Source organism: Verminephrobacter eiseniae EF01-2, from assembly GCF_000015565.1.
Lineage (GTDB): Bacteria > Pseudomonadota > Gammaproteobacteria > Burkholderiales > Burkholderiaceae_C > Acidovorax > Acidovorax eiseniae.
In genome coordinates this window covers 5,260,539-5,281,652 of sequence record NC_008786.1, presented here as the reverse complement: position 1 = coordinate 5,281,652, position 21,114 = coordinate 5,260,539, and the positions used below count along the sequence as shown (strand labels likewise).

Here is a 21,114-nt window from a genome sequence, read left to right as displayed (position 1 = left end):
TCGATCTCGACGAGCGCCCGGGTGCCGCCTTCAAATCGGGGATTGGCGCGCAGCGCCGATAGGGCCAGGGATGGGCGCATGCCGGGGACGGCCAGCGGAAATTTCGGCGCTTGCGGCTTACGACCCCACCCGGGAGTGCTTTGCATGGCGTGATCCTCAGCGTGATGCGATGGCCTGCCCGTAGAGCGGACTGTGGGGCAGGCCAAAGGCTGCGCCAAGCAGCTTGCCAGTCGGCCTTGTCGCTGTTGTCGCTGTCACCGACCTGATCCCATTCGATGCCATCGGGCCGCAAGCCGCAACGACAAGCCAGGTGGATCGGCCCGGCCATGCACTATGTCTCGGCGCAGGATCACCATCCTGGGCCGCAGCGCCAGGCAACCGGTTGATATGGAACCGGTGGATATGGTCGGCGAACGGCACGCGCAGGGGAGTGTCCAGTTCAAAAGCCTGACTTGGGGTGCACTGGACAAATTCCGCCGGGGTCGGCGTATCACCCATTCTTCGGTGACGCCTTCGGGGTGCAGAGCGCATGAAGACCCGGGCAGTAAGGCCGCATTGGCACAAATGCTTGCAGCCGAATCAATGATTCACCAGACAGAAATTTACGCAGGAATCAATAAATAACAGAACAAAGAATTACATCGCGACCATGGGCAACCGGCATGGCAGTTGCGCAAACCCGGCGCATTTGCAAATTACATCGGGAGGTTTCCATGAAGCGCTATTCCAGCCCCAAGAGTCAACAAGGTTTCACCTTGATCGAGCTGATGATCGTGGTTGCGATCATCGGCATCCTGGCTTCCGTGGCCTTGCCGGCCTACCAGGACTACACCAAGCGCGCCAAGGTATCCGAGGGCATTCTGGCCGGCTCGGCCTGTCGCACCACCATTACCGAAGTGATCCAATCCGCAGCCTCCAACGCGATCATCGGAGCCAATGGCTGGGGCTGTGAAATATCGGAGACCTCCAGCACCAAGTACGTGAAGTCGGTCACGACCGCCGCAACCAACGCTGGCAATACAGGCGGCGCCGTCGTGACGGTGACGATGCGAAATATCGGAGATGGCGTCGATGAAAAAACCATCGTGCTGGCTCCCTGCTCGGAAAGCACGCAAGCCACTTTGGGGGAATGCAAACAACCTGCATTGGGCGGGAATGTGGCCACTTGGCTCTGCGGTCCCGGCTTGAGCAACGGTGTTTCCATCAAGTACTTGCCCGGTTCGTGCCGCACTCCTGCCAGTGGTACCAGTTGATTCTCGTGCCATTCCAAAAAGCGGCTTCGGCCGCTTTTTTTATGTGCATGGGGCCTGCACCGGCATCCGCAGTGGGCAAAGCAGTTTCCCGGCGCGGCGACAAGCGTCAGGGTATGGGCCAACACCCGAGCCACAGGTGGCGGTGGCGCTCTGACCTGCTCCCCGTGGGCGATGCACAGGCCAGGCGATCAACCGCTGGAGCCGCGCCACCGTGATCCCCCGCTGACCGGCGCATGGACAGATATCACCGGGATTGCCAGGTTTTGCCCGGCCTGCGGGTGCAGATCAACCCAAACCAAAGCCCCCCCCGCCAAACCCTTGCGCGGCGCGGCTCCTCGCACAGCGGGCCGGGCCTGTGATCCGGCAAGCGCCTCCGGGCACCACCCCGCAGGCAGCAGCGGCGGGGCTTTCCTGCACAGCGCGGGCAAAGCCAGCGCCACAGTGTGACAGGGGGCTTGCGATCATCGTGCGCCCCTGTGCCAATGGTCTGCGCAGCCTGTTTATGAAGAACAAAAAGGTAAGCGCCGGCGCACAAACCCTGCCCATTCATGGCCTATGCATGGCCCATTCATGACATCAGGCACGAGATCACGCGGTCATTGATGCAGGCATGACAATTGCTCGGCCCCTTGAGTGCGCGTAAACTTTCTTTTCTTTCGTAACTCTTGACTTTAAGGGGATTTTTGATGATGAAGCGCTCTCTCTCTCTCTCTCTCTCAGGACGGGCCAGCAGGGTTTCACCCTGATTGAACTGATGATCGTGGTTGCGGTCATCGGTATCTTGGCATCCGTCGCTTTGCCGACCTACCAGGACTACACCAAGCGCGCCAGGGTATCCGAGGGCATTCTGGCCGGATCAGCGTGTCGCACCACCATCACCGAAGTGATCCAATCCGCAGCCTCCAACGCGGTCATCGGAGACAATGGCTGGGGCTGTGAAATATCGGATGTCTCCAGCACCAAGTACGTGAAGTCGGTGGCAACCTCCGCATCCAACGCTGGCAATGCAGGTGGTGGCCGTGTGACTGTGACGATGCGAAATCTCGGAACCGCGATCGATGATAAAACCATCATATTGTCTCCCTGCGCGGCAAGCGATCAAACCACTTTTACGACTTGCTTGCAACCTGCGTTGGGCACGAATGTAGTCGCTTGGCTCTGCGGTCCCGGCATAACTAACGGTATTCCCACCAAGTACTTGCCCGGTTCGTGCCGCGCACCCGCTAGTACCTGATTCTCGTGTTGTCCATAAAAAGCGGCTTCGGCCGCTTTTTTATGCGCTTTCAGCGCCACCGTCTGCGAGCGGTTGTTCCCGCCAACGCGAGCAGCGGGCCGTGGGTTTGGGGTTTGAGATGCGATCTACTCAACCATCTCGGCAAAGTGGCTTGCCATGCGATTGGTCAGCGCATGGCAACGCTGTGAAGCACGGTGATCGGCCAGAGGCGGCCATTGCCATGGTGGCCGGGTTGGGGGTGCCTTCGTCTGCGGCCGGCCCCCGTCCGTGTTGGTTACCATCCCCGTGATGATCAACCCCTATCCGTCTCAGACCCATCTTCAACCCATGCCACGCTGGAACAGGCGGATGCCCGTCAATGGAATGACCTCCTTCAGGTCGATGCCCGCCTCCCTTTTGCATGCCTTTGGCATTCTCGTTTTCGCCTGGGCCTGGTTGTCTTATGACCATAACCGGCCGTGGCTCAATTTTCCTGCCGAATCGCTGGCGCTGCTGGGTATTGGCCTGCTGGCCGCAAGCAGGTGGGTCGTCCCCGACGCGCAAAGAGACAGGGGGGGCCTCATCGTCCCGCGACTGGCTTGGGGGCTGGTCATTTTGGCCACGCTGCCGTGGTTGCAGTGGTTTGCCGGCATATCGCTGTTTGCCGGGGATGCCGTCATCGTTTCCCTGTACCTGTGCGCGCTGGCCGTTGCCGTTGCACTGGGTTATGCCTATGCGCGCGACGCAGCCGATGCGCTGCAGAGCCTGGCCCCGGTTTTTCTTGTCATCGGTTTTGTGGCCCTGGTTTCTGCGGCCATTGGCCTGCTGCAATGGCTGAATCTGCAAGAACCGCTGGGAATATATGTGGTGCAGACCGATGTCGGGGACCGCGCGATGGGCAATATGGGCCAGCCCAATCAACTGGCCAGCCTGCTGCTGATGGGTATTGCGGCGCTGGCCTGGACCTATGAGCGCAAACGCATTGGCGCCACAGGCTTGCTCTGCGCCACAGGATTTTTGACACTGGTCTTGGTGCTGACGCAATCGCGCGCCGGGATATTGAGCGCCTTGGTCGTGGTGCCGCTGTTCGTCTGGAAAAGCCATCGCGCCGCAACGCGCATTCGCCCTTGGCATGCGGTCGGCTGGCTGCTGTGCTTTCTGCTGGCCTTGCAGGCATTGCCTTGGGTTCATGCCGCATTGCTGATGGACGAGGGGCGCAGTCTGAGCCTGCTGCGCGACAACGGGCGGTTTTTTATCTGGCGGCAGGTATGGGGCGGCATTCTGGAGTCGCCCTGGGTCGGGTATGGCTGGAATCAGACCGCCACGGCGCAGATGGCCAGCCCCCTCGATTCGCCAGGCTCGCTGTCCCTGAGCTATGCGCACAATGTGGTGCTCGATTTGATGGCCTGGAATGGCATTCCCGTGGGTTTGGCCCTGACCTTGGCCGGCATCTACTGGTTTTTGTCGCGCATCCATGCCCTCAGGCAGGTCAATCCGCTGTACGCGATGGCCTGCCTGCTCCCCATTGCCATCCATAGCCTGCTGGAGTATCCGTTTGCCTATTCGTATTTTCTGCTGGCTGCGGGGCTGATGGCCGGGATCGTCGAGGCCGCGTGGAAAGATGCGGCCCCGGCCGTGATGCCACGGCGGTTCTTTGGCGTTTTTCTCGGTGCATGGTTTGCGCTGGGTTGCTACGCAGTCCATGAGTACATGCAGATAGAGGAAGATTTTCGCGTCGTGCGCTTCGAGAATCTGCGCATTGGCAAGACCCCTGCCGATTACCGGCCGCCTGAGCATATCTGGCTGCTTTCGCAGCTGGGCAGCATGCTCGATGCGGCCCGGCAAGAGGCCAAAAGAGGCATGACTGCGCAGGAGATGCAGAACCTGCGCAAGGTCGCGCTGCGCTTTCCTTATGGCTCGCTCACATTGCGCTACGCGCTGGCGCTGGGGCTCAATGGCCGGCCGCAGGAGGCGAGCCGGCAAATGAAGATCATCCGGGGAATATACGGGCCGTATTACTACCGCGCCGCAGTGGCTGCCCTGCGCCGCCAAGAAGAAAAATACCCTGAACTGCGGGAAGTGAAAACGCCATGATGAACCGCCGTGCTGCGTTGGCTGGCACCGGCAGCTTGCTGGCGCTGGACCTTGGCGCCACGCCGCCGCCCGCTGCTGTGTGGCCGCAGGCGCTGCCGGTGCCCGGCGGCGTGGCGCGCCTGGCGCTGGGCGCTGGCGCCGCACGGCCTGTCGCGCACCAGCGCCAGGGCCATCTGGATGTGCCGGTGCTGGTGCAAGGCGATGCCAGCGCGTGGACTGCGGTGGTGGGCATTGCGCTGGCGGCGCCGCCGGGGCCGGCGTGCATCAGCGTGCAAGCAGATGGCGCCGATGGCGCCGGCAGCCGGCCGCTACCCTACACCATAGGCACCAAGCAGTACCCGCAGCAGCACCTGACGGTGCCGCCGCGCATGGTGGACCTGTCGCCCGAAGACCTGGCGCGCCACCAGCGCGAGCGCGCGCACCAGGCGCTGGTGATTGCCACGTTCACCGAGCAGCCTGCGGGCCGCGCCGCGCCGTCACTGCGCATGCAGGCGCCGGTGCCGGGGCCGCGCTCTGGCTCGTTCGGGCTGCGGCGCGTGTTCAACGGGCAAGCGCGCAGTCCGCACAGCGGCATGGACATTGCCGCCGCCACGGGCACATCGATTGCGGCGCCGCTGCTTGCGCGCGTGATCGACACGGGGGACTATTTCTTCAACGGCAACACGGTCTGGCTGGACCACGGCCAGGGCCTGCTGAGCATGGTGTGCCATCTGAGCGCCATCGATGTGCAGCGTGGCGATGTGCTGCAAACCGGCCAGCACCTGGGCGCCGTGGGCGCCACTGGCCGCGTGACCGGCCCGCACCTGCATTGGAGCGTGGTGCTCAACCGCACCATGGTGGACCCGGCGCTGTTCGTCCCGGCCTGACCGGGCCGATGCGCGGCGACACCGTGCCGACTGCGCCGGATATGGCGCCCAAGACGCTGCACGCCTGATTCTCCAATGAAGTCCGGCGCCGAACCGGTCGGACATCCGATGCTGGCTACCGCCTGGCCTGTGCCGGGCGCAGCGCGCAGGCCGATGGCAGCGCAGGATCAGGCGGCAGGCGCTGGCCCGGGTGCGATCAACGCCTGCAAAACGCCCGGCGCAAAGCAGGCATCGACGGTGCGGGCCAGGCCGTCGAACATGGCGTCCGGGGTCGGCAAGGCGGCTGCGCCAGCGCGGCCAAACAGGGCTTGCAGCGCTGCGGGGTCTTCCAGCAGTCCGTGCAGATACAGGCCCAGCACATTGCCGGCGCCGTTTTGCCAGGCCAGGCCGGGGATCAGCTCGCGCGCCAGGCCGCCGCCGGCGCTCACTGGAATACCTTCGCCTGCGGCTGCGGTATGAGCGCCTTCGGGCGGCCGGTCGGCGGTCACTGGAATACCTGCGCCTGCGGCTACGGTATGAGCGCCTTCGGGCGGCCGGGCGGCGCTCACTGGAATACCTGCGCCTACGGCTGCGGTATGAGCGCCTTCGGGCGACAGCGCGGCGGTCACTGGAATACCTTCGCCTGCGGCTGCGGTGCGAGCGCCTTCGGGCGGCCGGGCGGCGGTCACTGGAATACCTTCGCCTACGGCTGCGGTATGGGCGCCTTCGGGCGGCCGGGCGGCGGTCACTGGAATACCTTCGCCTGCGGCTGCGGTATGAGCGCCTTCGGGCGGCCGGGCGGCGCTCATGGCAGCCGGATGCAGGACGGTCTGCCCGTGGTGGATTTCGTAGCCACTGGCCTGCAGGCCCGATAGCGCGGCCCAGGCGCCTTGCAGTGCGGGAAAGCGGACCCGGGTGCGGCGCACGGTCTTGGCCGGCTCGAAGCGGGTGACCAGCGGCAGCAGGCCCAGGCCCGGCGCGTTGCCGTCTATGCCGGCGCTGTCGATCAGGGCCTCGCCCAGCATTTGCAGCCCGCCACAGATGCCCAGCACCATGCCGCCCTGCGCGGCATGGGTGGCGATGGCCTGGTCCAGACCTTGCGCGCGCAGCCAGGCCAGATCGGCGGCGGTGGCCTTGGAGCCGGGCAGGATGACCCAGTCCGTGGCCCGCAACCCGGCCAGATCGGCGGGGCTGCGCGCCCACAGCAGGCGCACGCCGGGCAGGTTTCTGAGCGGCTGGAATTCGTCGAGGTTGCTGATGCGCGGGCAGGCCACCACGGCCACGGTGGTGTGCACGGCGCCGACGCCCTGGCTGCGTTCGTCGGACATGCCGTCTTCTTCCGGCAGGCCATGCTGCCATTGCATCGGAATGGTGGCCACGGTGGGCACGCCGGTCAGCGCTTGCAGCATCTGCGGCGCCGGGTCGAGCAGGGCGGCATCGCCGCGAAACTTGTTGAGCACAAAGCCGCAGATCGAGCGGCGATCGGCCTCGGGCAGCAGCGCCCAGGTGCCGTACAGGTGCGCAAACGCGCCGCCCCGGTCGATGTCGGTCACCAACAGGCAGCGGGCAGCGGCATGGCGCGCCACGCGCAGGTTCACGATGTCGCTGGCATACAGGTTGATCTCGGCGGGCGAGCCTGCGCCCTCGATGACCAGCACATCGTTTTGCGCGCGCAGCGCATCCAGCGCAGCGGCGATCTGCGGCCAGACCCTGGCGCTGCGGCCGCGCCAGGGCAGCGCGCCCAGGTCGGCATGCACCTGCCCCAGCAGCACGACCTGGCTGCGCGTGTCGGTCTCGGGCTTGAGCAGCAACGGGTTCATGCGCACCTCGGGCGCGGCGCGGGCGGCCAGCGACTGGAAGTACTGCGCCGATCCGATCTCGCCCATCGCGCCGCCCGGGCCGGGCACCACCCGGGCGTTGTTGCTCATGTTCTGCGCCTTGAAGGGCGCCACCTTGAGCCCCTGGTTGCTGTACCAGCGGCACAGCGCCGTGGCCAGCCAGCTCTTGCCCGCGCCGCTGCTGGTGCCCAGCACCATCACGCAACGGGCCAGCGGGCGACCCCCGGGCGCGGTCATGCGCGCACCCGGGTCGGCGCCGGCAGCGCGCCGGCCCGCCGCCGTTGGCGCGCAGCCGCCACGGGCACTAGTGTCGCGTCACCGATCATCTGTCGGTCTGCGCTGGCCATCGAAGCGCATCGCGGCGTTGCATCGCTTGCCAATACAGCTCGGTATGGGCTGCGCGATGCGCCTTGCGCTGCACTCCGATGGCTGCGCGCAGCCTACGACATCTGATCGGTGACGCGACACCAGGGTCAAGGCCCACGGCGGGCCGATACGCGCGGCACGCCGCATGGCCAGCGGGCCGGCGCGGGGCGGCGCAGCCGCCAGGCCGGCGCAGGCGCAATGCCGATGTCGATGTCGATGCCCGGGCATGGCGCGGCTTCAATCTTCGATGCCGCGCTGCGCGGGAATGCCGGCATCGAATGCGTGCTTGACCATTTTCATCTCGGTCACGGTGTCCGCCAGCGCGATGATCTCGGGCGGGCAGCGGCGACCGGTCAGGCACAGGTGCACATCGCGCGGGCGTTCGCGCAGCGTTTGCAGCACGTCATCGAGCGGCAGCCAGCCGTAGATCAGCGGGTAGGTGATCTCGTCGAGCACCACCAGGAAGTACGCGCCCGACACGATGGCCGCGCGCGCCTTGTCCCAGCCGTCGCGGGCCAACTGGGCCGAGTGCTCCAGGTCCTTGCTCTGCCAACTGAAGCCGTCGCCCAGACCTTCGATGGCAATGCCGATTTTCTCGAACGAGCGGTGCTCGCCAAAGCGCGCCGTGGGCACCTTCATGAACTGGTAAATCTTCACCGCCTTGCCCCGGCCATGGGCCCGCAGCGCCAGGCCAAAGGCCGCCGTGCTCTTGCCCTTGCCGTCGCCGGTGTTGACGATGAGCAGCCCGCGGCGCTCGCCGGTGGCTTTTGCATGGTGCTTTTCGGTGGGAGGGGATTCGATCTGCATGGGAAGTGCTTTCTGCGGGGGATGGTCTTTTTTCAGCCGCCGTCGGCCGGCTGAAACCGGTGGATCCGCCGGCCTTGTGCGTGCACGGCAGCGGGGGAGTTTTCCCGGCGCTGCCGGTCGCGGTCCATCGGGCCGGATTGTTGCGCCGCTGGCCACTTTGCGCCATTTTTCCACATCGGCGGCGGTGTGCTTTGCAAAAGCCTCTGGCCGCAGCGCGGGCCGGCATGATCAGCCAAGCAAGGCGGCTGCCCCACTCGCCCCTGTTCCACAGGCATGGCAAAAGCGTGCAATAGCGTGCAAAAGCGCTCTTGCGAGCGCTGCACTGCCCGCAGCGGTGAAACAGGCTGATGCCGCAGTGCGGGCAAAAATCGATCTGCTCATTCTTCAGGTCGGTCGGGCGCTCACAGCCTGGGCAGACGCTCTTGGCCAGGCGCGCCAGGGACAGGTCATGGCCAAGTTCCTTGCGGCGCTCCAGGTCGGGCAGTGCCTCGGCCTGCTTTTTCTGCGCCAGATGGCGTGCAACGCTGGGCGTGTGTCGCTGCTGCGATGGGGCGGGCGGGGCCTTTGACATTTCAGCCTCCTTGCGCCCTGCGGATCGTTGCACGCTCCCGATGGACATGCAGCGCGCCGAAGACTAGTGTCGCGTCACGGATCAGATGTCGTAGGCTGCGCGCAGCCATCGGAGCGCAGCGCAAGGCGCATCGCGCAGCCCATACCGAGCGTATTGGCAAGCGATGCAACGCCGCGATGCGCTTCGATGGCCAGCGCGGACCGACAGATGATCCGTGACGCGACACTAAACGCCCGGCGGTGTGTCTGGAGGGGTATATTGCCCGCCCCCGAGCGCCGGCAATGCCAGCCACATCCCTTGCAAATGCCGCACCAGGATGCGCTGCCCGAACACCTGTTCGAGCGCGGCATGGGTGGCGGGCGCGGTGCAACGGCCTTGGTGCAGCACGCGGCCTGCGGCCATCAGCACCATGTCGTCGGCTTGCAGCGCCAGCGAGACCTCGTGCAGCACGCTGACCACCGTGGTGCCGGCGGCGACCAGTGTGCGCATGGTGTGCAGCCAGTCGGTCTGGTGCGGCGGGTCCAGGTTGGCCAGCGGTTCGTCGAGCAGCAGCACTGGGGCCTGCACGGCCAGCGCGCGGGCCAGCAGCACGCGCTGGCGTTCGCCGCCCGAGAGCTGCGACAGCGGGCGCTGGCGCCAGTCCCAGGCCTGCGTGGCGCGCAGTGCCTGCTCCACCGCAGCATGGTCGGCCGGGCCGGGCGGGGCCAGCCAAGCCTGGTGCGGCAGGCGGCCGAGCATGGCGATGTCGTAGCTGGTCAACTCGTCGGTGACGCCTTCGCCTTGCCCCAGCCAGGCCAACTGCCGGGCGCGCTCGCGCGCCGGGATTTGCGCCAGCGCCCGGCCCAGCAGTTGCACCCGGCCCTGCACTGCGGCCCGTGGCAACAGGCCGGCCAGCGCTTTGAGCAGCGTCGATTTGCCGGCGCCATTGGGGCCGACGATGCTGGTCCAGCGCCCGGCGGGCAGTTGCAGGTCGATGCCGTGCAGGATCTGCCGGGCGCCGATGCGGGCGCTCAGTTGGCTGGCGCCAAGGGCGATCGGGTTCTTCATGGCCCTGCGCCTTGCGTGCTGCGCCGGTGCATCAGCCACAGCAGGTAGCTGCCGCCCAGCGCCGCCGTGAGCACGCCCACCGGCAGTTCCTGCGGCGCCAGCAGCCAGCGCGCCAGGATGTCGGCGGCCAGCAGCAGCACGGCGCCCATCAGGCTGGACAGCAGGATATGCCGCGCGTGCGTCACGCGCACGATGGAGCGCAGCAGGTGCGGCGCCGCCAGCCCGACGAAGGCGATCAGCCCGGTCTGCGCCACCGCCGTGCCGGTGGCCAGCGCCAGCGCAGCCACCAGCCCGGCGCGCATCGGCAGCAGCGGCAGGCCCAGGCTGGCGGCCGTGGCCTCGCCCAGCGTCAGGCCGTCGAGCGCGCGCGCCAGCATCCAGGCCAGCGCCGCGCACGAGACCCAGGCCAGCGCCATCAGCACGCAGGCCGGCGCGCCGACGAAGGCCGTGCTGCCCAGCGTGAACGCCTGCATGGCTTGCAGGATGTCGGGCGATGCCAACTGCAGCAATTCGCGCAGCGCCCCCAGCACCACGCCGACGATCACGCCGGCCAGCAGCAGGCGCAGCGGGTGCTGCACGCCCCGGGCCAGCAGCAGCGTCAGCAGCACGGCCCCGGCAGCCCCGACGAAGGCCATGCCGGTGATGCCGATGCGCGCCAGCCACTGCGGCGCCACCGGGGATACGCCCAGCAGCGCCAGCGCCACGGCCGCGCCCAGCGCCGCGCCCGAGGCGCTGCCGAGCAGGTACGGGTCGGCCAGCGGGTTGCGAAACAGCCCCTGCGCGACGGCGCCGGCCAGGCCCAGCAGCGCCCCGGCCAGCCACGCGCCGAGCGTGCGCGGCAGGCGGATGCTCCACAGGATCTGCCAGGCCACGGGGTCGTCGCCGAGGTGCAGCAGGCTGTCCCAACCGGTGCTGCCCACGCTGGCGCCGCACAGCGCCAGCAGCGCGCTGGCCAGCAGCAGCCAGGCGCCACAGCGCAGCGCGCGCTGGTGGGTTGCGCCCGGCGGCGGGGTGGCACCCGATGCCGGCCGGGCCGCAGCGGTCTGCGGGTTGGCGTTGGTCTGCACTATCGAGCCTCGTGCGCCTCGTGCGCTCCGTGCGCCCCATGCGCTTTGTCGGCCAGGCAGCGGGCCATGATGCGGGCCGCCTCGGCCATGCGCGGGCCGGGGCGCACCAGCATGTCGGACTGGCCCGGGCTGAAGACGCAGATGCGTTGCTCGCGGACGGCGCGCAGGCCGGCCCAGCCGGGGTACGACAGCATGGCCTGCATGCCGCGGCTGCCGATCATGATGATGTCGGGGTCGGCGCGCAGCACGAACTCCGGGTTCAGGCGCGGGAATGGTCCGAGCGCGGCCGGCACCACATTGCGCGCACCCAGCCGGGTCAGCGTCTCGCCGATGAACGAGGCCGCGCCCGCCGCATAAGGCCCACGGCCGGCCTCGAAATACACGCGCGCGTTCCTGGCCCGGGGCGGCAGCGATTGGGCCGCTGCCTGTATGCCGGCATCGATCTCGCGCCACAGCCGGTCGGACCCTTGCGCGCGCGGCACGCCGAGCAGGTCGCTGACCAGGCCCAGCACCCGGTGCACATCGGCGTGGGTCTTGGGCTCCAGCGCCACCACGGCCAGGCCCAGCGCCTGGAGCCGCTCGCTGGCGCGCGAACTGCCGGCCAGCAGCACCACGTCGGGCCGCAGCGCGACGACGGCTTCGATGCCGGGGTCCAGACCGCTGCCCAGGCGGGGCAGTTTGCCGGTCACGGCCTCGGGCCAGTTGGAATGGCGGTCGACCCCGACGATGCGCTGGCATTGCCCCAGCGCGCACAGGCTTTCGGTCAGCGAAGGCAGCAGGCTCACGATGCGCTGCGGCGGGCGCGGCAGCGACACCAGGCGGCCCCGGTCGTCCTCGATCTGCACCGGCTGCGCCCGCGCCAGAGCAGACACGGCCAGCAGTGCCACGGCCAGCAGCGCCATGGCCCGCAGGCGGCGCACAGGGGCCGGGTTCATCGGCACGGGTGCTGCCGCAGCGCGGGCAGCGCGGGCAGCGCGGGCAGCGCGGGCAGCGCGGGCAGCGCGCGCACTTGCATCGGCCGCCGCGCCGGGCCGCGCCCAGCCAGGCTGCGCGCTTTGGGCGGGCAGCGCGGCGCTGTCGTGATCTTCATTGCGCGGCCCATTTCACACCGACATACAGCGTGCGGCCGGGCGTGGCGTAGCTGCGGGCCAGTGGGTAGTCTTTGTCGGCCAGGTTGTCGATGCGTGCCAGCAGCGTGCAGTCGCGGGCGATGCGGGTGCTGGCGTACAGGTTCAGCAGCGCATAGCCCCCCAGCACCTTGGTGTTGGCGGCGTTGTCGAAGCGCCGGCCCGAGGCCTGCACCTCGGCGCCCACGCTCCAGTCGGCCAGGCGCGTGTCGGCGCCCAGCGTGGCATGGCGTCTGGCCCGGCGCGCCAGTTGCCGGCCAGTATCCGGGTCGCGCGGATTTTGCAAGTCCAGCGCGCCGTGCAGTTGCCAGCCCGACAGCGGCAAGGCGCCGGCCAGGGTCAGCCCCTGGTATTGCGCGCGCGTCCTGTTGGCGTAGCAGCCATGGGACGAGGCACAGGGGCCCGCCTCGGCGAACGCGATCAGGTTGCGCAGCCGGTTGCGGTAGGCCAGCAGCGAGAAGCTGCTGCGGCCCTGGCCGTAGCGCAGACCCAGTTCGATGTTGCGGCTGCGCTCGGGCTGCAAGGTGGGCAGGCCGTAGGCGCTAAAGCGCTGGTACAGGGTGGGCGCCCGAAAGGCGCTGCCCAGCGAGGCGGTGGCGCGCCAGTGGGCGTCCAGGGCGTAGCCATAGGCGGCGCTGCCGGTGCTGCTGCTGCCGAAGTCGCTGTCGCCATCGTGGCGCAGGTTCAGTTGCACGGTGTGCCGCCCGGTGCTCAAGCCATAGCCCAGCGCCAGCGCATCCTGCGCGCGGCTGCGGTCGATGGGGCCGTTTTGCAGCGCGTCTTCACGGCGCTCCAGCGCGGCGCTGAAGCGGTGCGCGCCCCGGCGGTAATCGTTTTGCCAGAGGTAGCCGCGCAGCCTGGTCTCGGCCAGATAGGGGGTTGGCGCGCTCGCGTAACGGCTGAGCGCATCGCTGACCGACAGGCGCGTGCCGTAAGCCCCGGACCATTGCGCCGCCCAGGTCAGCCCGGCCGTGCGCAGGCGGCCCAGGCTGCGGTCGTCCACGGGGGGGGCGGCGCTGTACTCGTCATAGCCCGCATCCATGCGGTTGGCCAGCAGCGTGGCATCGACATGGTGCCGGGCATCGATGCGCCAACCCAGCCGGGCGTGGCCGGAGGTGCTGCGGTAGTCGTCGCGGTCCGGGTTGTGGGCGACGCCGGTCTTGGCGTCGAAGCCGGCGCTGCTGTCGCGCGCCAGCCCGAGCGTGTAGCCGAACGCGCCGTCCTGCCCGGCGCTGCCGCTGATGCCGGTGTCAAACATGCGGCTGCCCAGGTTGCCCAGGCCCAGGCCCACATACGGCTTGGCCGGGCCTTCCCCTTTGCGGGTGAAAAGCTGTATCACCCCGCCGATCGCGTCCGAGCCATAGACAGCGGCGGCCGGGCCGCGCAGCACTTCGATGCGGTCGATCTGCGCCAGCGGGATCAGCTCCCATTGCGCCCCGCCCGTGGTTTGCGAGTCCACCCGCACGCCATCGATGAAAACCGCCGTGTGGCGCGAGTCGGCAGCGCGCAGGAAAACGCTGCCGGCACCGCCGATTCCGCCGTTGCGCGCCATCTCCACGCCAGGCAGGCGCGCCAGCAGGTCGGCCACACCGGTCAAACCGCTGCGCTCGATGGTTTCGCGCTCGATGATGGACAGGTCGGCCACCAGGTCGGACAAGGGCTGCTCGGTGCGCGTGGCGCTGACCACGGTATCTTGCAGCGCGGGCGCGGCCAGCCCCGGTGCAAGCCCTGGTGTGTCGGGCAGTCCTTGGGCATGGAGCATCTGGCCGGCGCCGACGGCAAGAACGGCCAGCGCACAGGGGCGCAGGCACGCAGGCAGGGAACGGATATTCATGGCAATCGTCACAGACAACAAACGACCCGCGCCGGCTTCCCCGCCAGCATTTGGGTGATACGGCTTGCCGAACACCCGGCGCACGAATGCACCGGGGCGCGCGCAGCCACCATGTTGGCCGGTATCCGGGCTGGCGGAACACCCCCCCAAGCCTTCCCATGCGCTTGGTTTGCCAAGGCACACAGTGGCGTATGGATGGGGGAGGGAATCGGATGATTCGTCCGCTGACCGTTGCGGGGGCAGCGCAGGCCGGGTGCGCCGTGGATGACGACGGCACCTTCCTGCTTCCCGTTGAACTGCGGCATGTGAACCACACCGCGAGCACCAACGGCACCGAGTGTACGGCTTGCGCGACTGTTCACAACCCGTAACCACCCTACAATCGAAAATCCCCAGTACAAGCCATATGGCAGCCCCATTCACCATCGACCAGATCGCCGAGCGGGTTGAGCGCCTGCTGCTGCGCCATGCGGAGTTGCGCCGCACCAATGCGCTGCTGGCCGAGCAGGTGGCCGCGCTGACGCAGGAGCGGGACGCGCTCAAATCGCGCCTGAACGCTGCGCGCGCACGGGTCGACGCCCTGCTCGAACGCCTGCCCGCCGCCCCGTCCCGCACGAAAGAAGCCAAATGAAGCAAATCGAGGTGCAGATATTGCAGCAGAGCTACCTGCTCAGTTGCCCCGAGGGCCACGAGGGCCGCTTGCTCGATGCGGTCGAGCGCGTCGATAGCGCGATGACGCGCATCCGCGATGCGGGCAAAGTCCGCTCCCGCGAACGCATTGCCGTGCTGGCCGCACTGAACCTGGCCTTCGCCATTGCCGACCGCGAGGCGGCAGCGCCAGCCGCCGGCAAATCCGGGGCGCCAGCCACCCGGCAAACCATCGCCCCGGCAGCGGGCGCCACGGCACGGCCGGCAAGCCTTCTGCCCGCAGACGATGAGCAGCACCACCTGCAAATGCTGGTCCGGCGGCTGGACCAGGCCCTGGCGGCCGACAGCCGGTTGTTGTGAATCATCCCCGCATCGCCAGCGGCCTGGCAAAGCCGATTGCGCAGCGTGCCTGGCGGCAGGCGCCGCCGCCTTGCACGACGCAGTGGATGCACGGTAGCGCGCGCCACGGAGCGACGAGCCTACAATGGCGCTGTCTGCGAAGCCGCCGGGCTTTATATTTCCTTGAACCAATGCTCATCGAGCCCGGGCTTGGTACATTGCCCGGTGAGCGTGATCATCTCGCGTCAGATGAACCCAACGCCGGGCTGCCCTCGCCCACCTGAACCCCCGGTTCGGGATGAGGGCCTGGTGGTATTCGCAGACACCTTCATATCCCTGCCACCGCACCCCCGGCCACGGCTGCGCCGCCGGCCTGTGTGCCGTCCGGAAAATGGCTGCACACAATGAAATCGATGCGCTTCGTGTCGGGGCAGCGCGCAAATCCTGGCGCTGCCCGCTGCCTCCAGGCGCCGCAAGAGGCGCCGCAAGGATTTGCAACGCCGCCCCGGCGCTCGCGCGCGTGGATTCATGTGCGGGTCCATGCCCGGTTTCATATGCCGCCTCATATGCAGCCATTTGCGCGCCGGCACGGCTGGCGCAGCGTTTCATCCTTCCCACCTTCCTTGCACCATGCTGGACCCTCTGCTGATCGTTGAACTCGGTGTGCTCGGCCTTGTCACGGGCTTTCTGGCGGGCCTGCTGGGCATTGGCGGCGGCATGTTGATGGTGCCGTTCATGACCTACATACTGGGCACGCAACAGGTGGCGCCCGACCTGGCGGTGAAGATGGCGATTGCGACCTCGATGGCCACCATCGTGTTCACATCGATCTCCAGCGTGCGTGCCCACCACCGGCGCGGCGCGGTGCGCTGGGACATCGTCCGACGACTGGCGCCCGGCATCGTGCTGGGGGGCCTGGGCGCCAGCCTGGGCGTGTTTGCGTTGCTCAAGGGCGCCTTTCTGGCGATCTTTTTTGCCCTGTTCGTCAGTTTCTCGGCCACGCAGATGTTTCTGGACAAAAAGCCCGCCCCCACGCGCCATCTGCCGGGCGCTGCGGGCCAGGTGGCCGCAGGCGGCGTGATCGGGTTTCTGTCGGGCCTGGTCGGCGCCGGCGGCGGTTTTGTCAGCGTGCCCTTCATGACCTGGTGCAACGTGCCGATCCACAACGCGGTGGCCAGCAGTGCCGCGCTCGGATTTCCGATTGCGTTGGCGAACGTGCTGGGCTATGTGATCAGCGGACAGCACATCAGCGGACTGCCCGCCGCATCGCTGGGCTACATCTGGCTGCCGGCCCTGGCGGTGATCGCCGCCTGCAGCGTGTTCACGGCCCCGCTGGGCGCCAAGGCCGCGCACAAGCTGCCGGTGCGGCAGCTCAAGCGGGTTTTCGCGTCGCTGCTGTTCGCCCTGGCGGCCTATATGTTCTACAAGGGCGTGGTGCAGTGAGGCACCGCGCCAGCGGCACGGGCCATGCACATCCCCCTTGGCCCTCGTATCCCCGCGTATCCCCTCGTCCGTGGGGAGCGGGGTCACCGGGGAAAACGCGATCAGCGCAATGCCCGGGCCACGGCCGCCGCCATGCGCTGCGCGAGTTCATGCGCCATGCGCTGGCCTTTTTCTGCGCTGGCACCCTTGGCGGATGACAACACACCGGACGGCGGCACCCAGTCCTTGGGCGTCGGGTACAGGTCGTAGGGCGGGAAGTCGGCCGGCGGCTCGTCCGGGATCAGGTCGGTGCGCACCAGCGACGGATGGTAGTGCAGCATCAGCGACGTTTCTATCACTGCCGCATGTTCCAGCGCAAAGCCGGGAAAGCCGTCCGGGAACACATCGGCCAGCGTGGCGGCTGTCAAAAAGTCCCAGTACTCCAGCCGCATGACCTGCAATGCCGGCTGCGGCTCTGGTGTCGCGTCACCGATCATCTGTCGGTCTGCGCTGGCCATCGAAGCGCATCGCGGCGTTGCATCGCTTGCCAATACGCTCGGTATGGGCTGCGCGCTGCGCCTTGCGCTGCGCTCCGATGGCTGCGCGCAGCCTGCGACATCTGACCGATGACGCGACACCAGGTCGCGCAGGCCCAGGTCGATGCCTTCGATCAAAAACCATTGGTTCTCGTAAAGCCCGTTGCGCCACCTTCGCCGGCCAGGCAACGGCAGCCGTCGGCAGCAGCACGCGATGGCGGCAGGTCATGTCAAACCGCCGTCAGAAATGAGACGCCGACGGCGCCCACGAAGCGATCGGCCCGGCCCGGTGTGCCGAACGGCCCCACCTGGCCGTAGTCTTGCGCAAAAATGCGCCGGATGCGGTTGGCATGAAAGCTGTGCAGCAACTCGCCCACGGTAATCACCTGTGCATGGTCTGGCCGGTACAGCGTGCGGTGGTAGGCCGGCAAACGGTGCCAGGGCACGGTGGGGCGTTCGTGGTGCGCGTTGTGGAAACCGAAGTTCAGCCACACCATGTTCAGCAGGGCATGGCCCCATGCGTCGGAAACGCCCGCCACATCGGTGAACGTATGCGCCTGCCCATAGTCGCGGTCGCGTATCTTGTCTTGCGGCAAGGGCCTGTCGTCCAGGATCGGATAGGCGTCGTAGGTGTGCTGAAAGCAGTCGGCAAAGCGCAGCACGGTGATGAAGATCAGAACCGCCAGGCAATACAGCAGCAGCGCCTTGGGCGAGGCGATGGCCAGCAGCGCCAGCGCCGCCAGCCGCAGCAGCGCGATGGCCACGATACGCAGGCGCGCAGACGCCGTGCCGCCCGCGCGAAACGGCATCAGGATCACGAAGGCGCGCATCAGGTACTCGACCGCAGGGAAGTAAGCCCACTCCAGTGCCACGACGGTGCGGCGCAACCACGCCGGTGAGCGCAGCAAAAATCCCTTGGCATCGAACGTCAGAACATCGGCCCGCTCCAGATGGTGGCGCATGTGCTTGCGCCGCAGGTCGTCGAAACGCGCAAAACAACTGCCGTTCAACCAACCCATCAGCAGGCCCCAGCGGGCATTCGCCTGCGCGCTCCTGAAAATCGTCTGGTGCGCAAACTCGTGGATGAAATAGGCGGAACAGACTAGTGTCGCGTCACGGATCAGATGTCGCAGGCTGCGCGCCGCCATCGGAGCGCAGCGCAAGGCGCATCGCGCAGCCCATACCGAGCTGTATTGGCAAGCGATGCAACGCCGCGATGCGCTTCGATGGCCAGCGCAGACCGACAGATGATCGGTGACGCGACACCAGGCTCAGCACCAGCAGGAACAGGCCCAGCGCATTGCACGCCAGCGCCCAGCCCATGCCGGGCACCAGCAGCAGACCCAGGCCCGCCGGGTAAGTCAGCAGCGTGGCGGCCAGCGCCAGGGTGTTGGGCCAGACGCCATCGGGATGGCGGTAGATGGATGGCATGGCGTGGGTCTCCATCCGGCGGAATGCGTCCGGGCCTGGCCTTGGCAATGGCAATGGTTTGGCAACCCGGCTCACTTTTTCGTCAGGGCCGTCACGAACCGCGCGTCCATCGTGGCCTCGATCGCAGGAATGGCCTTGATCTGGCCCTTGTCCAGCAGCAGTTTGCCGATCACCTCGGCACTGCCGTAGTAGGAGGTGGTGTCTGCGGATTTGGCGAAAGCCTTGGGCATTTCAGCCATCGGGATGTTGTACACGCCGGAGAGCTGTTCCTTGACCTGCTTGGGCGTCACGCCCATGAACTTGCCAATGATCTTGGCGGCATCGTCCGGTTTGGCCTTCATGTACGCCAGGCCATCGAGGTAGGCCCCGATGATGGCGGAAATCTCGGCCGGCCTGGCCTGTATGGTTTTGTCGTCGAACACCAGCACATCGGCAATCAGGCCCGGCGTTTCCCTGGAGGAAAAAACCACCTTGAATTTCTTGCCGCCGCCCTGGCCGAGGATCTGCGACAGGCTGGGCTCATAGGTCACCCCGATGGACATCTGGCCGGAGGCCATCGCCGCAGGCACGCTTTCGGGCGTCATGCTGACGGGGGTGATGTCCTTGTCCGTCAGACCGGCCGTCTTCAGGGCATAGGTCAGCAGAAAGTCGGACGGCGACAAGGGGTTGAAGCCGATTTTTTGGCCCTTGAAGTCGGCCAGCCTGGCAATGGTCTTGTCGGCCACGATGGCGTCGCCGCCGTTGGAGTAATCGATCGGCAGCACCACTTTCTGGGCCCGGCCTGCGGCCACTTGGCCGATCACCTGGTCATAGGTCAGCGTGCCGCCGTCGATCGCACCGCTGGCAATCGCGGACGCAATCAGCGCCGGATCGCTGAACACCTGCAGCGATACCTGCAGGTTGTGCTTCTTGTACAGGTCCAGCGCCTCGGCCACGTAAAAAGGCCCGTAGCCGATCCAGACCGTGGTGCCGATCTTCATGCGCGCCGGACCGGCGCCGGACGCAGCGCTTGCAGCGGCGGCGAGCACCAGGCTGAGCAAGGGTTTGAACAGCCGGCGGGTCCAGCCCGCCGGCCCGCTGGCGCCGCAAGATACCCGCACAGGGGTGGAAATGCCCATCGGGAAACTCCGCTGGAGTGAATGAAAGACGCCGCACGACAGCACTTTGGCGCGGGCATGGTGCCCCTGACCGGGCATGAGCCAAGGAAAGCCCTGCCCGCAGCAGCGCGCGCAACATACATGCCAGAGCCGTCTTGGGGCTTGGGGCGCGTGCGCCTGCCTGCGCTGCCGGTTCTGCGCACCAACCCCGCTCATCGGCGGCGCGCCGGCATCGTCGGCCAGCCCACCGTGGTGCGCGCTGGCCTGCGCCGCTGTGTCCAACGTGGTGGCGCGGGCCTGGAACGGGCGCGCAAAGGGATGCTCGAGGGGGTGCTCAAAGCCCCCGTTCCAGCGCCAGCAGTTCGTCGACCGTCTGGCGGCGGCGGATGAGCCGGGCCTGGGCGCCTTCGACCAGCGCTTCGGCGCTCAGGGGGCGGGTGTTGTAGTTGGAGGACATGGTCGCGCCGTAGGCCCCGGTGTCATGGATGAGCAGCAGGTCGCCCACCTCGGCGGGGGGCAGGTCGCGTGGCAGCACCAGGCCGTCGCCGCTTTGCGTGAATACGTCGCCCGCTTCGCACAGCGGGCCGGCCACCACGGTGGGGCGCCCGGCGGCGCTGGCGCCGTCGCGCCGCAGCAGGCTCATCGCGTGGTAGCTGCCGTACATCGAGGGGCGCAGCAGTTCATTGAAGCCCGCGTCGAGCAGCACGAAGTGGTTGCTGCCCACCTGCTTGGTCGCGCACACCGCAGCGAGCAGCACGCCCGATTCGGCCACCAAATAGCGGCCCGGCTCGATCTCCAGCGTCAGCGGGTGGCCGATGATGGCCTGGGCCTGCTGGCGCGCCGCTTCCCACAGGCCGTGGTAATGCGCCGTGTCGACCACCGGGTCGCCGCTGCGGTACGGGACAGACAGGCCGCCGCCGGCCGATATCGCCCGCAGATCATGCCCTGCCGCGCGCACGCCGCGCACCAGCGCCACCATGGCGTCGCAGACCTGCGCCAGGTGGCGGTAGTCCACGCCCGAGCCGATATGCATGTGCAGGCCCACCAGGTCCAGGCCATGCTGCCTGATGGCGGCGAGCGCGGCCGGCAGGTCGGTGTGCCAGATGCCGTGCTTGCTGTGTTCGCCGCCGGTGTTGGTCTTGTGGCTGTGGCCATGGCCAAAGCCGGGGTTGATGCGCAGCCATACCGCGTGGCCGGGCGAGCGCGGGCCTAGCTGGTGCAGCATGTCCATCGAGCCGGCGTTCACCGGCACGCGATGCTCGATGACGCAGGCCAGCGTGGCGGCGTCGAACAGGTCGGCGGTGAAGACGATCTGCGCGGGCTGGGCGCCGGTCTGGTAGCCGGCGGCCAGCGCCCGCAGGATCTCGCCGCGCGAGACCGCATCGACCAGCACGCCCTGCGCGCGCATCAGCGCAAGGATGTGGATGTTCGAGCAGGCTTTTTGCGCAAAGCGGATGGTGTCGAACCGGGACAGCCGGGCGATGCGCTCGACGATGGTGGCTGCGTCATACACCCACAGCGGGGTTGCGAACCGGTCGGCCAAAGACCAGCATTGGGCGGGCGAGAACAGACTGGACAT

Annotated in this window: 21 protein-coding genes, 1 pseudogene and 1 riboswitch; of the genes and pseudogenes, 8 read left to right on the top strand and 14 right to left on the bottom strand. The window is 67.5% G+C overall.

What is annotated here, in order from left to right:
- Positions 1-713: 713 nt before the first annotated feature.
- The 4 genes from VEIS_RS23170 (at position 714) to VEIS_RS23155 (ending at position 5,426) form a co-directional block, all read left to right on the top strand.
- A complete protein-coding gene (locus VEIS_RS23170) occupies positions 714-1,253 on the top strand; it encodes a pilin (protein WP_011812452.1) in 540 nt (179 codons plus the stop codon).
- A gap of 679 nt (positions 1,254-1,932) precedes the next feature.
- Positions 1,933-2,487 carry a pilin gene (locus tag VEIS_RS27295; protein ID WP_269667647.1) on the top strand — a complete coding sequence of 185 codons (555 nt, stop codon included), beginning with the start codon at positions 1,933-1,935 and terminating at the stop codon, positions 2,485-2,487.
- Between the two features lie 381 nt (positions 2,488-2,868).
- A complete protein-coding gene (locus VEIS_RS23160; protein WP_198137925.1) occupies positions 2,869-4,560 on the top strand; it encodes a PglL family O-oligosaccharyltransferase in 1,692 nt (563 codons plus the stop codon).
- Positions 4,557-5,426 (top strand): M23 family metallopeptidase, encoded by an 870-nt coding sequence (locus VEIS_RS23155; protein WP_011812449.1) that lies wholly within the window; start codon positions 4,557-4,559, stop codon positions 5,424-5,426. The genes VEIS_RS23160 and VEIS_RS23155 overlap by 4 nt, the downstream gene beginning before the upstream one ends.
- Positions 5,427-5,593: 167 nt before the next feature.
- Here VEIS_RS23155 and VEIS_RS23150 read toward each other — a convergent pair whose 3' ends face one another.
- A complete protein-coding gene (locus VEIS_RS23150; RefSeq protein ID WP_011812448.1) occupies positions 5,594-7,480 on the bottom strand; it encodes a cobyric acid synthase in 1,887 nt (628 codons plus the stop codon).
- Here VEIS_RS23150 and VEIS_RS27290 point away from each other — a divergent pair.
- Positions 7,479-7,703 (top strand): hypothetical protein, encoded by a 225-nt coding sequence (locus VEIS_RS27290; RefSeq protein ID WP_083758772.1) that lies wholly within the window; start codon positions 7,479-7,481, stop codon positions 7,701-7,703. The genes VEIS_RS23150 and VEIS_RS27290 overlap by 2 nt on opposite strands.
- 143 nt (positions 7,704-7,846) lie before the next feature.
- Here the strand turns inward: VEIS_RS27290 and cobO are convergent, their stop codons facing one another.
- The 8 genes and pseudogenes from cobO to VEIS_RS23120 form a co-directional block, all read right to left on the bottom strand.
- Positions 7,847-8,416, bottom strand: coding sequence for a cob(I)yrinic acid a,c-diamide adenosyltransferase (cobO, locus tag VEIS_RS23145; RefSeq protein ID WP_011812447.1), 570 nt, complete (start codon positions 8,414-8,416; stop codon positions 7,847-7,849).
- Between the two features lie 228 nt (positions 8,417-8,644).
- Positions 8,645-8,918 (bottom strand): annotated as a pseudogene (locus VEIS_RS30960) (serine endopeptidase); the annotation flags it as partial.
- 70 nt (positions 8,919-8,988) lie between these two features.
- On the bottom strand, positions 8,989-9,213 hold the full coding sequence (locus VEIS_RS27280) for a hypothetical protein (protein ID WP_232287785.1): 225 nt from the start codon (positions 9,211-9,213) through the stop codon (positions 8,989-8,991).
- The gene (locus VEIS_RS23135; protein WP_049774007.1) at positions 9,213-10,034 is read right to left on the bottom strand and encodes an ABC transporter ATP-binding protein; all 822 of its coding nucleotides are present in this window, start codon (positions 10,032-10,034) and stop codon (positions 9,213-9,215) included. Before VEIS_RS23135 ends, VEIS_RS27280 begins: the two co-directional genes overlap by 1 nt.
- Positions 10,031-11,014: a FecCD family ABC transporter permease gene (locus tag VEIS_RS23130; RefSeq protein WP_232287981.1), complete on the bottom strand. Its 984-nt coding sequence runs from the start codon at positions 11,012-11,014 to the stop codon at positions 10,031-10,033. Before VEIS_RS23130 ends, VEIS_RS23135 begins: the two co-directional genes overlap by 4 nt.
- 86 nt (positions 11,015-11,100) lie before the next feature.
- Entirely contained in the window at positions 11,101-12,036 is a 936-nt protein-coding gene (locus VEIS_RS23125; protein WP_011812445.1) for an ABC transporter substrate-binding protein, read from the bottom strand.
- A complete protein-coding gene (locus VEIS_RS29355) occupies positions 12,033-12,191 on the bottom strand; it encodes a hypothetical protein (RefSeq protein ID WP_157048647.1) in 159 nt (52 codons plus the stop codon). The genes VEIS_RS23125 and VEIS_RS29355 overlap by 4 nt, the downstream gene beginning before the upstream one ends.
- Positions 12,188-14,062 carry a TonB-dependent receptor domain-containing protein gene (locus VEIS_RS23120; protein ID WP_011812444.1) on the bottom strand — a complete coding sequence of 625 codons (1,875 nt, stop codon included), beginning with the start codon at positions 14,060-14,062 and terminating at the stop codon, positions 12,188-12,190. Before VEIS_RS23120 ends, VEIS_RS29355 begins: the two co-directional genes overlap by 4 nt.
- A 99-nt stretch (positions 14,063-14,161) precedes the next feature.
- Positions 14,162-14,406, bottom strand: a riboswitch (cobalamin riboswitch).
- A 62-nt stretch (positions 14,407-14,468) separates the two neighbouring features.
- On the opposite strand from VEIS_RS23120, the gene VEIS_RS23115 reads away from it, so the two are divergent.
- The 3 genes from VEIS_RS23115 (at position 14,469) to VEIS_RS23105 (ending at position 16,492) form a co-directional block, all read left to right on the top strand.
- The gene (locus VEIS_RS23115; RefSeq protein WP_041950303.1) at positions 14,469-14,693 is read left to right on the top strand and encodes a hypothetical protein; all 225 of its coding nucleotides are present in this window, start codon (positions 14,469-14,471) and stop codon (positions 14,691-14,693) included.
- Positions 14,690-15,070, top strand: coding sequence for a cell division protein ZapA (locus VEIS_RS23110; protein WP_011812443.1), 381 nt, complete (start codon positions 14,690-14,692; stop codon positions 15,068-15,070). The genes VEIS_RS23115 and VEIS_RS23110 overlap by 4 nt, the downstream gene beginning before the upstream one ends.
- Positions 15,071-15,679: 609 nt before the next feature.
- A complete protein-coding gene (locus VEIS_RS23105) occupies positions 15,680-16,492 on the top strand; it encodes a sulfite exporter TauE/SafE family protein (protein WP_041950302.1) in 813 nt (270 codons plus the stop codon).
- Between the two features lie 101 nt (positions 16,493-16,593).
- On the opposite strand, the gene VEIS_RS30955 is transcribed toward VEIS_RS23105, so the two are convergent.
- From VEIS_RS30955 to lysA, 5 genes are all read right to left on the bottom strand, one after another.
- Positions 16,594-17,145, bottom strand: a complete 552-nt coding sequence (locus tag VEIS_RS30955; protein WP_232287784.1) for a creatininase family protein — start codon at positions 17,143-17,145, stop codon at positions 16,594-16,596.
- Positions 17,146-17,237: 92 nt separating this feature from the next.
- Entirely contained in the window at positions 17,238-18,155 is a 918-nt protein-coding gene (locus VEIS_RS23095) for a fatty acid desaturase (protein ID WP_011812440.1), read from the bottom strand.
- Positions 18,121-18,438, bottom strand: a complete 318-nt coding sequence (locus VEIS_RS27275; RefSeq protein ID WP_011812439.1) for a hypothetical protein — start codon at positions 18,436-18,438, stop codon at positions 18,121-18,123. The genes VEIS_RS23095 and VEIS_RS27275 overlap by 35 nt, the downstream gene beginning before the upstream one ends.
- A 71-nt stretch (positions 18,439-18,509) precedes the next feature.
- Positions 18,510-19,556 (bottom strand): ABC transporter substrate-binding protein, encoded by a 1,047-nt coding sequence (locus VEIS_RS23090; RefSeq protein ID WP_011812438.1) that lies wholly within the window; start codon positions 19,554-19,556, stop codon positions 18,510-18,512.
- Between the two features lie 313 nt (positions 19,557-19,869).
- Positions 19,870-21,114, bottom strand: coding sequence for a diaminopimelate decarboxylase (gene lysA / locus VEIS_RS23085; protein ID WP_011812437.1), 1,245 nt, complete (start codon positions 21,112-21,114; stop codon positions 19,870-19,872).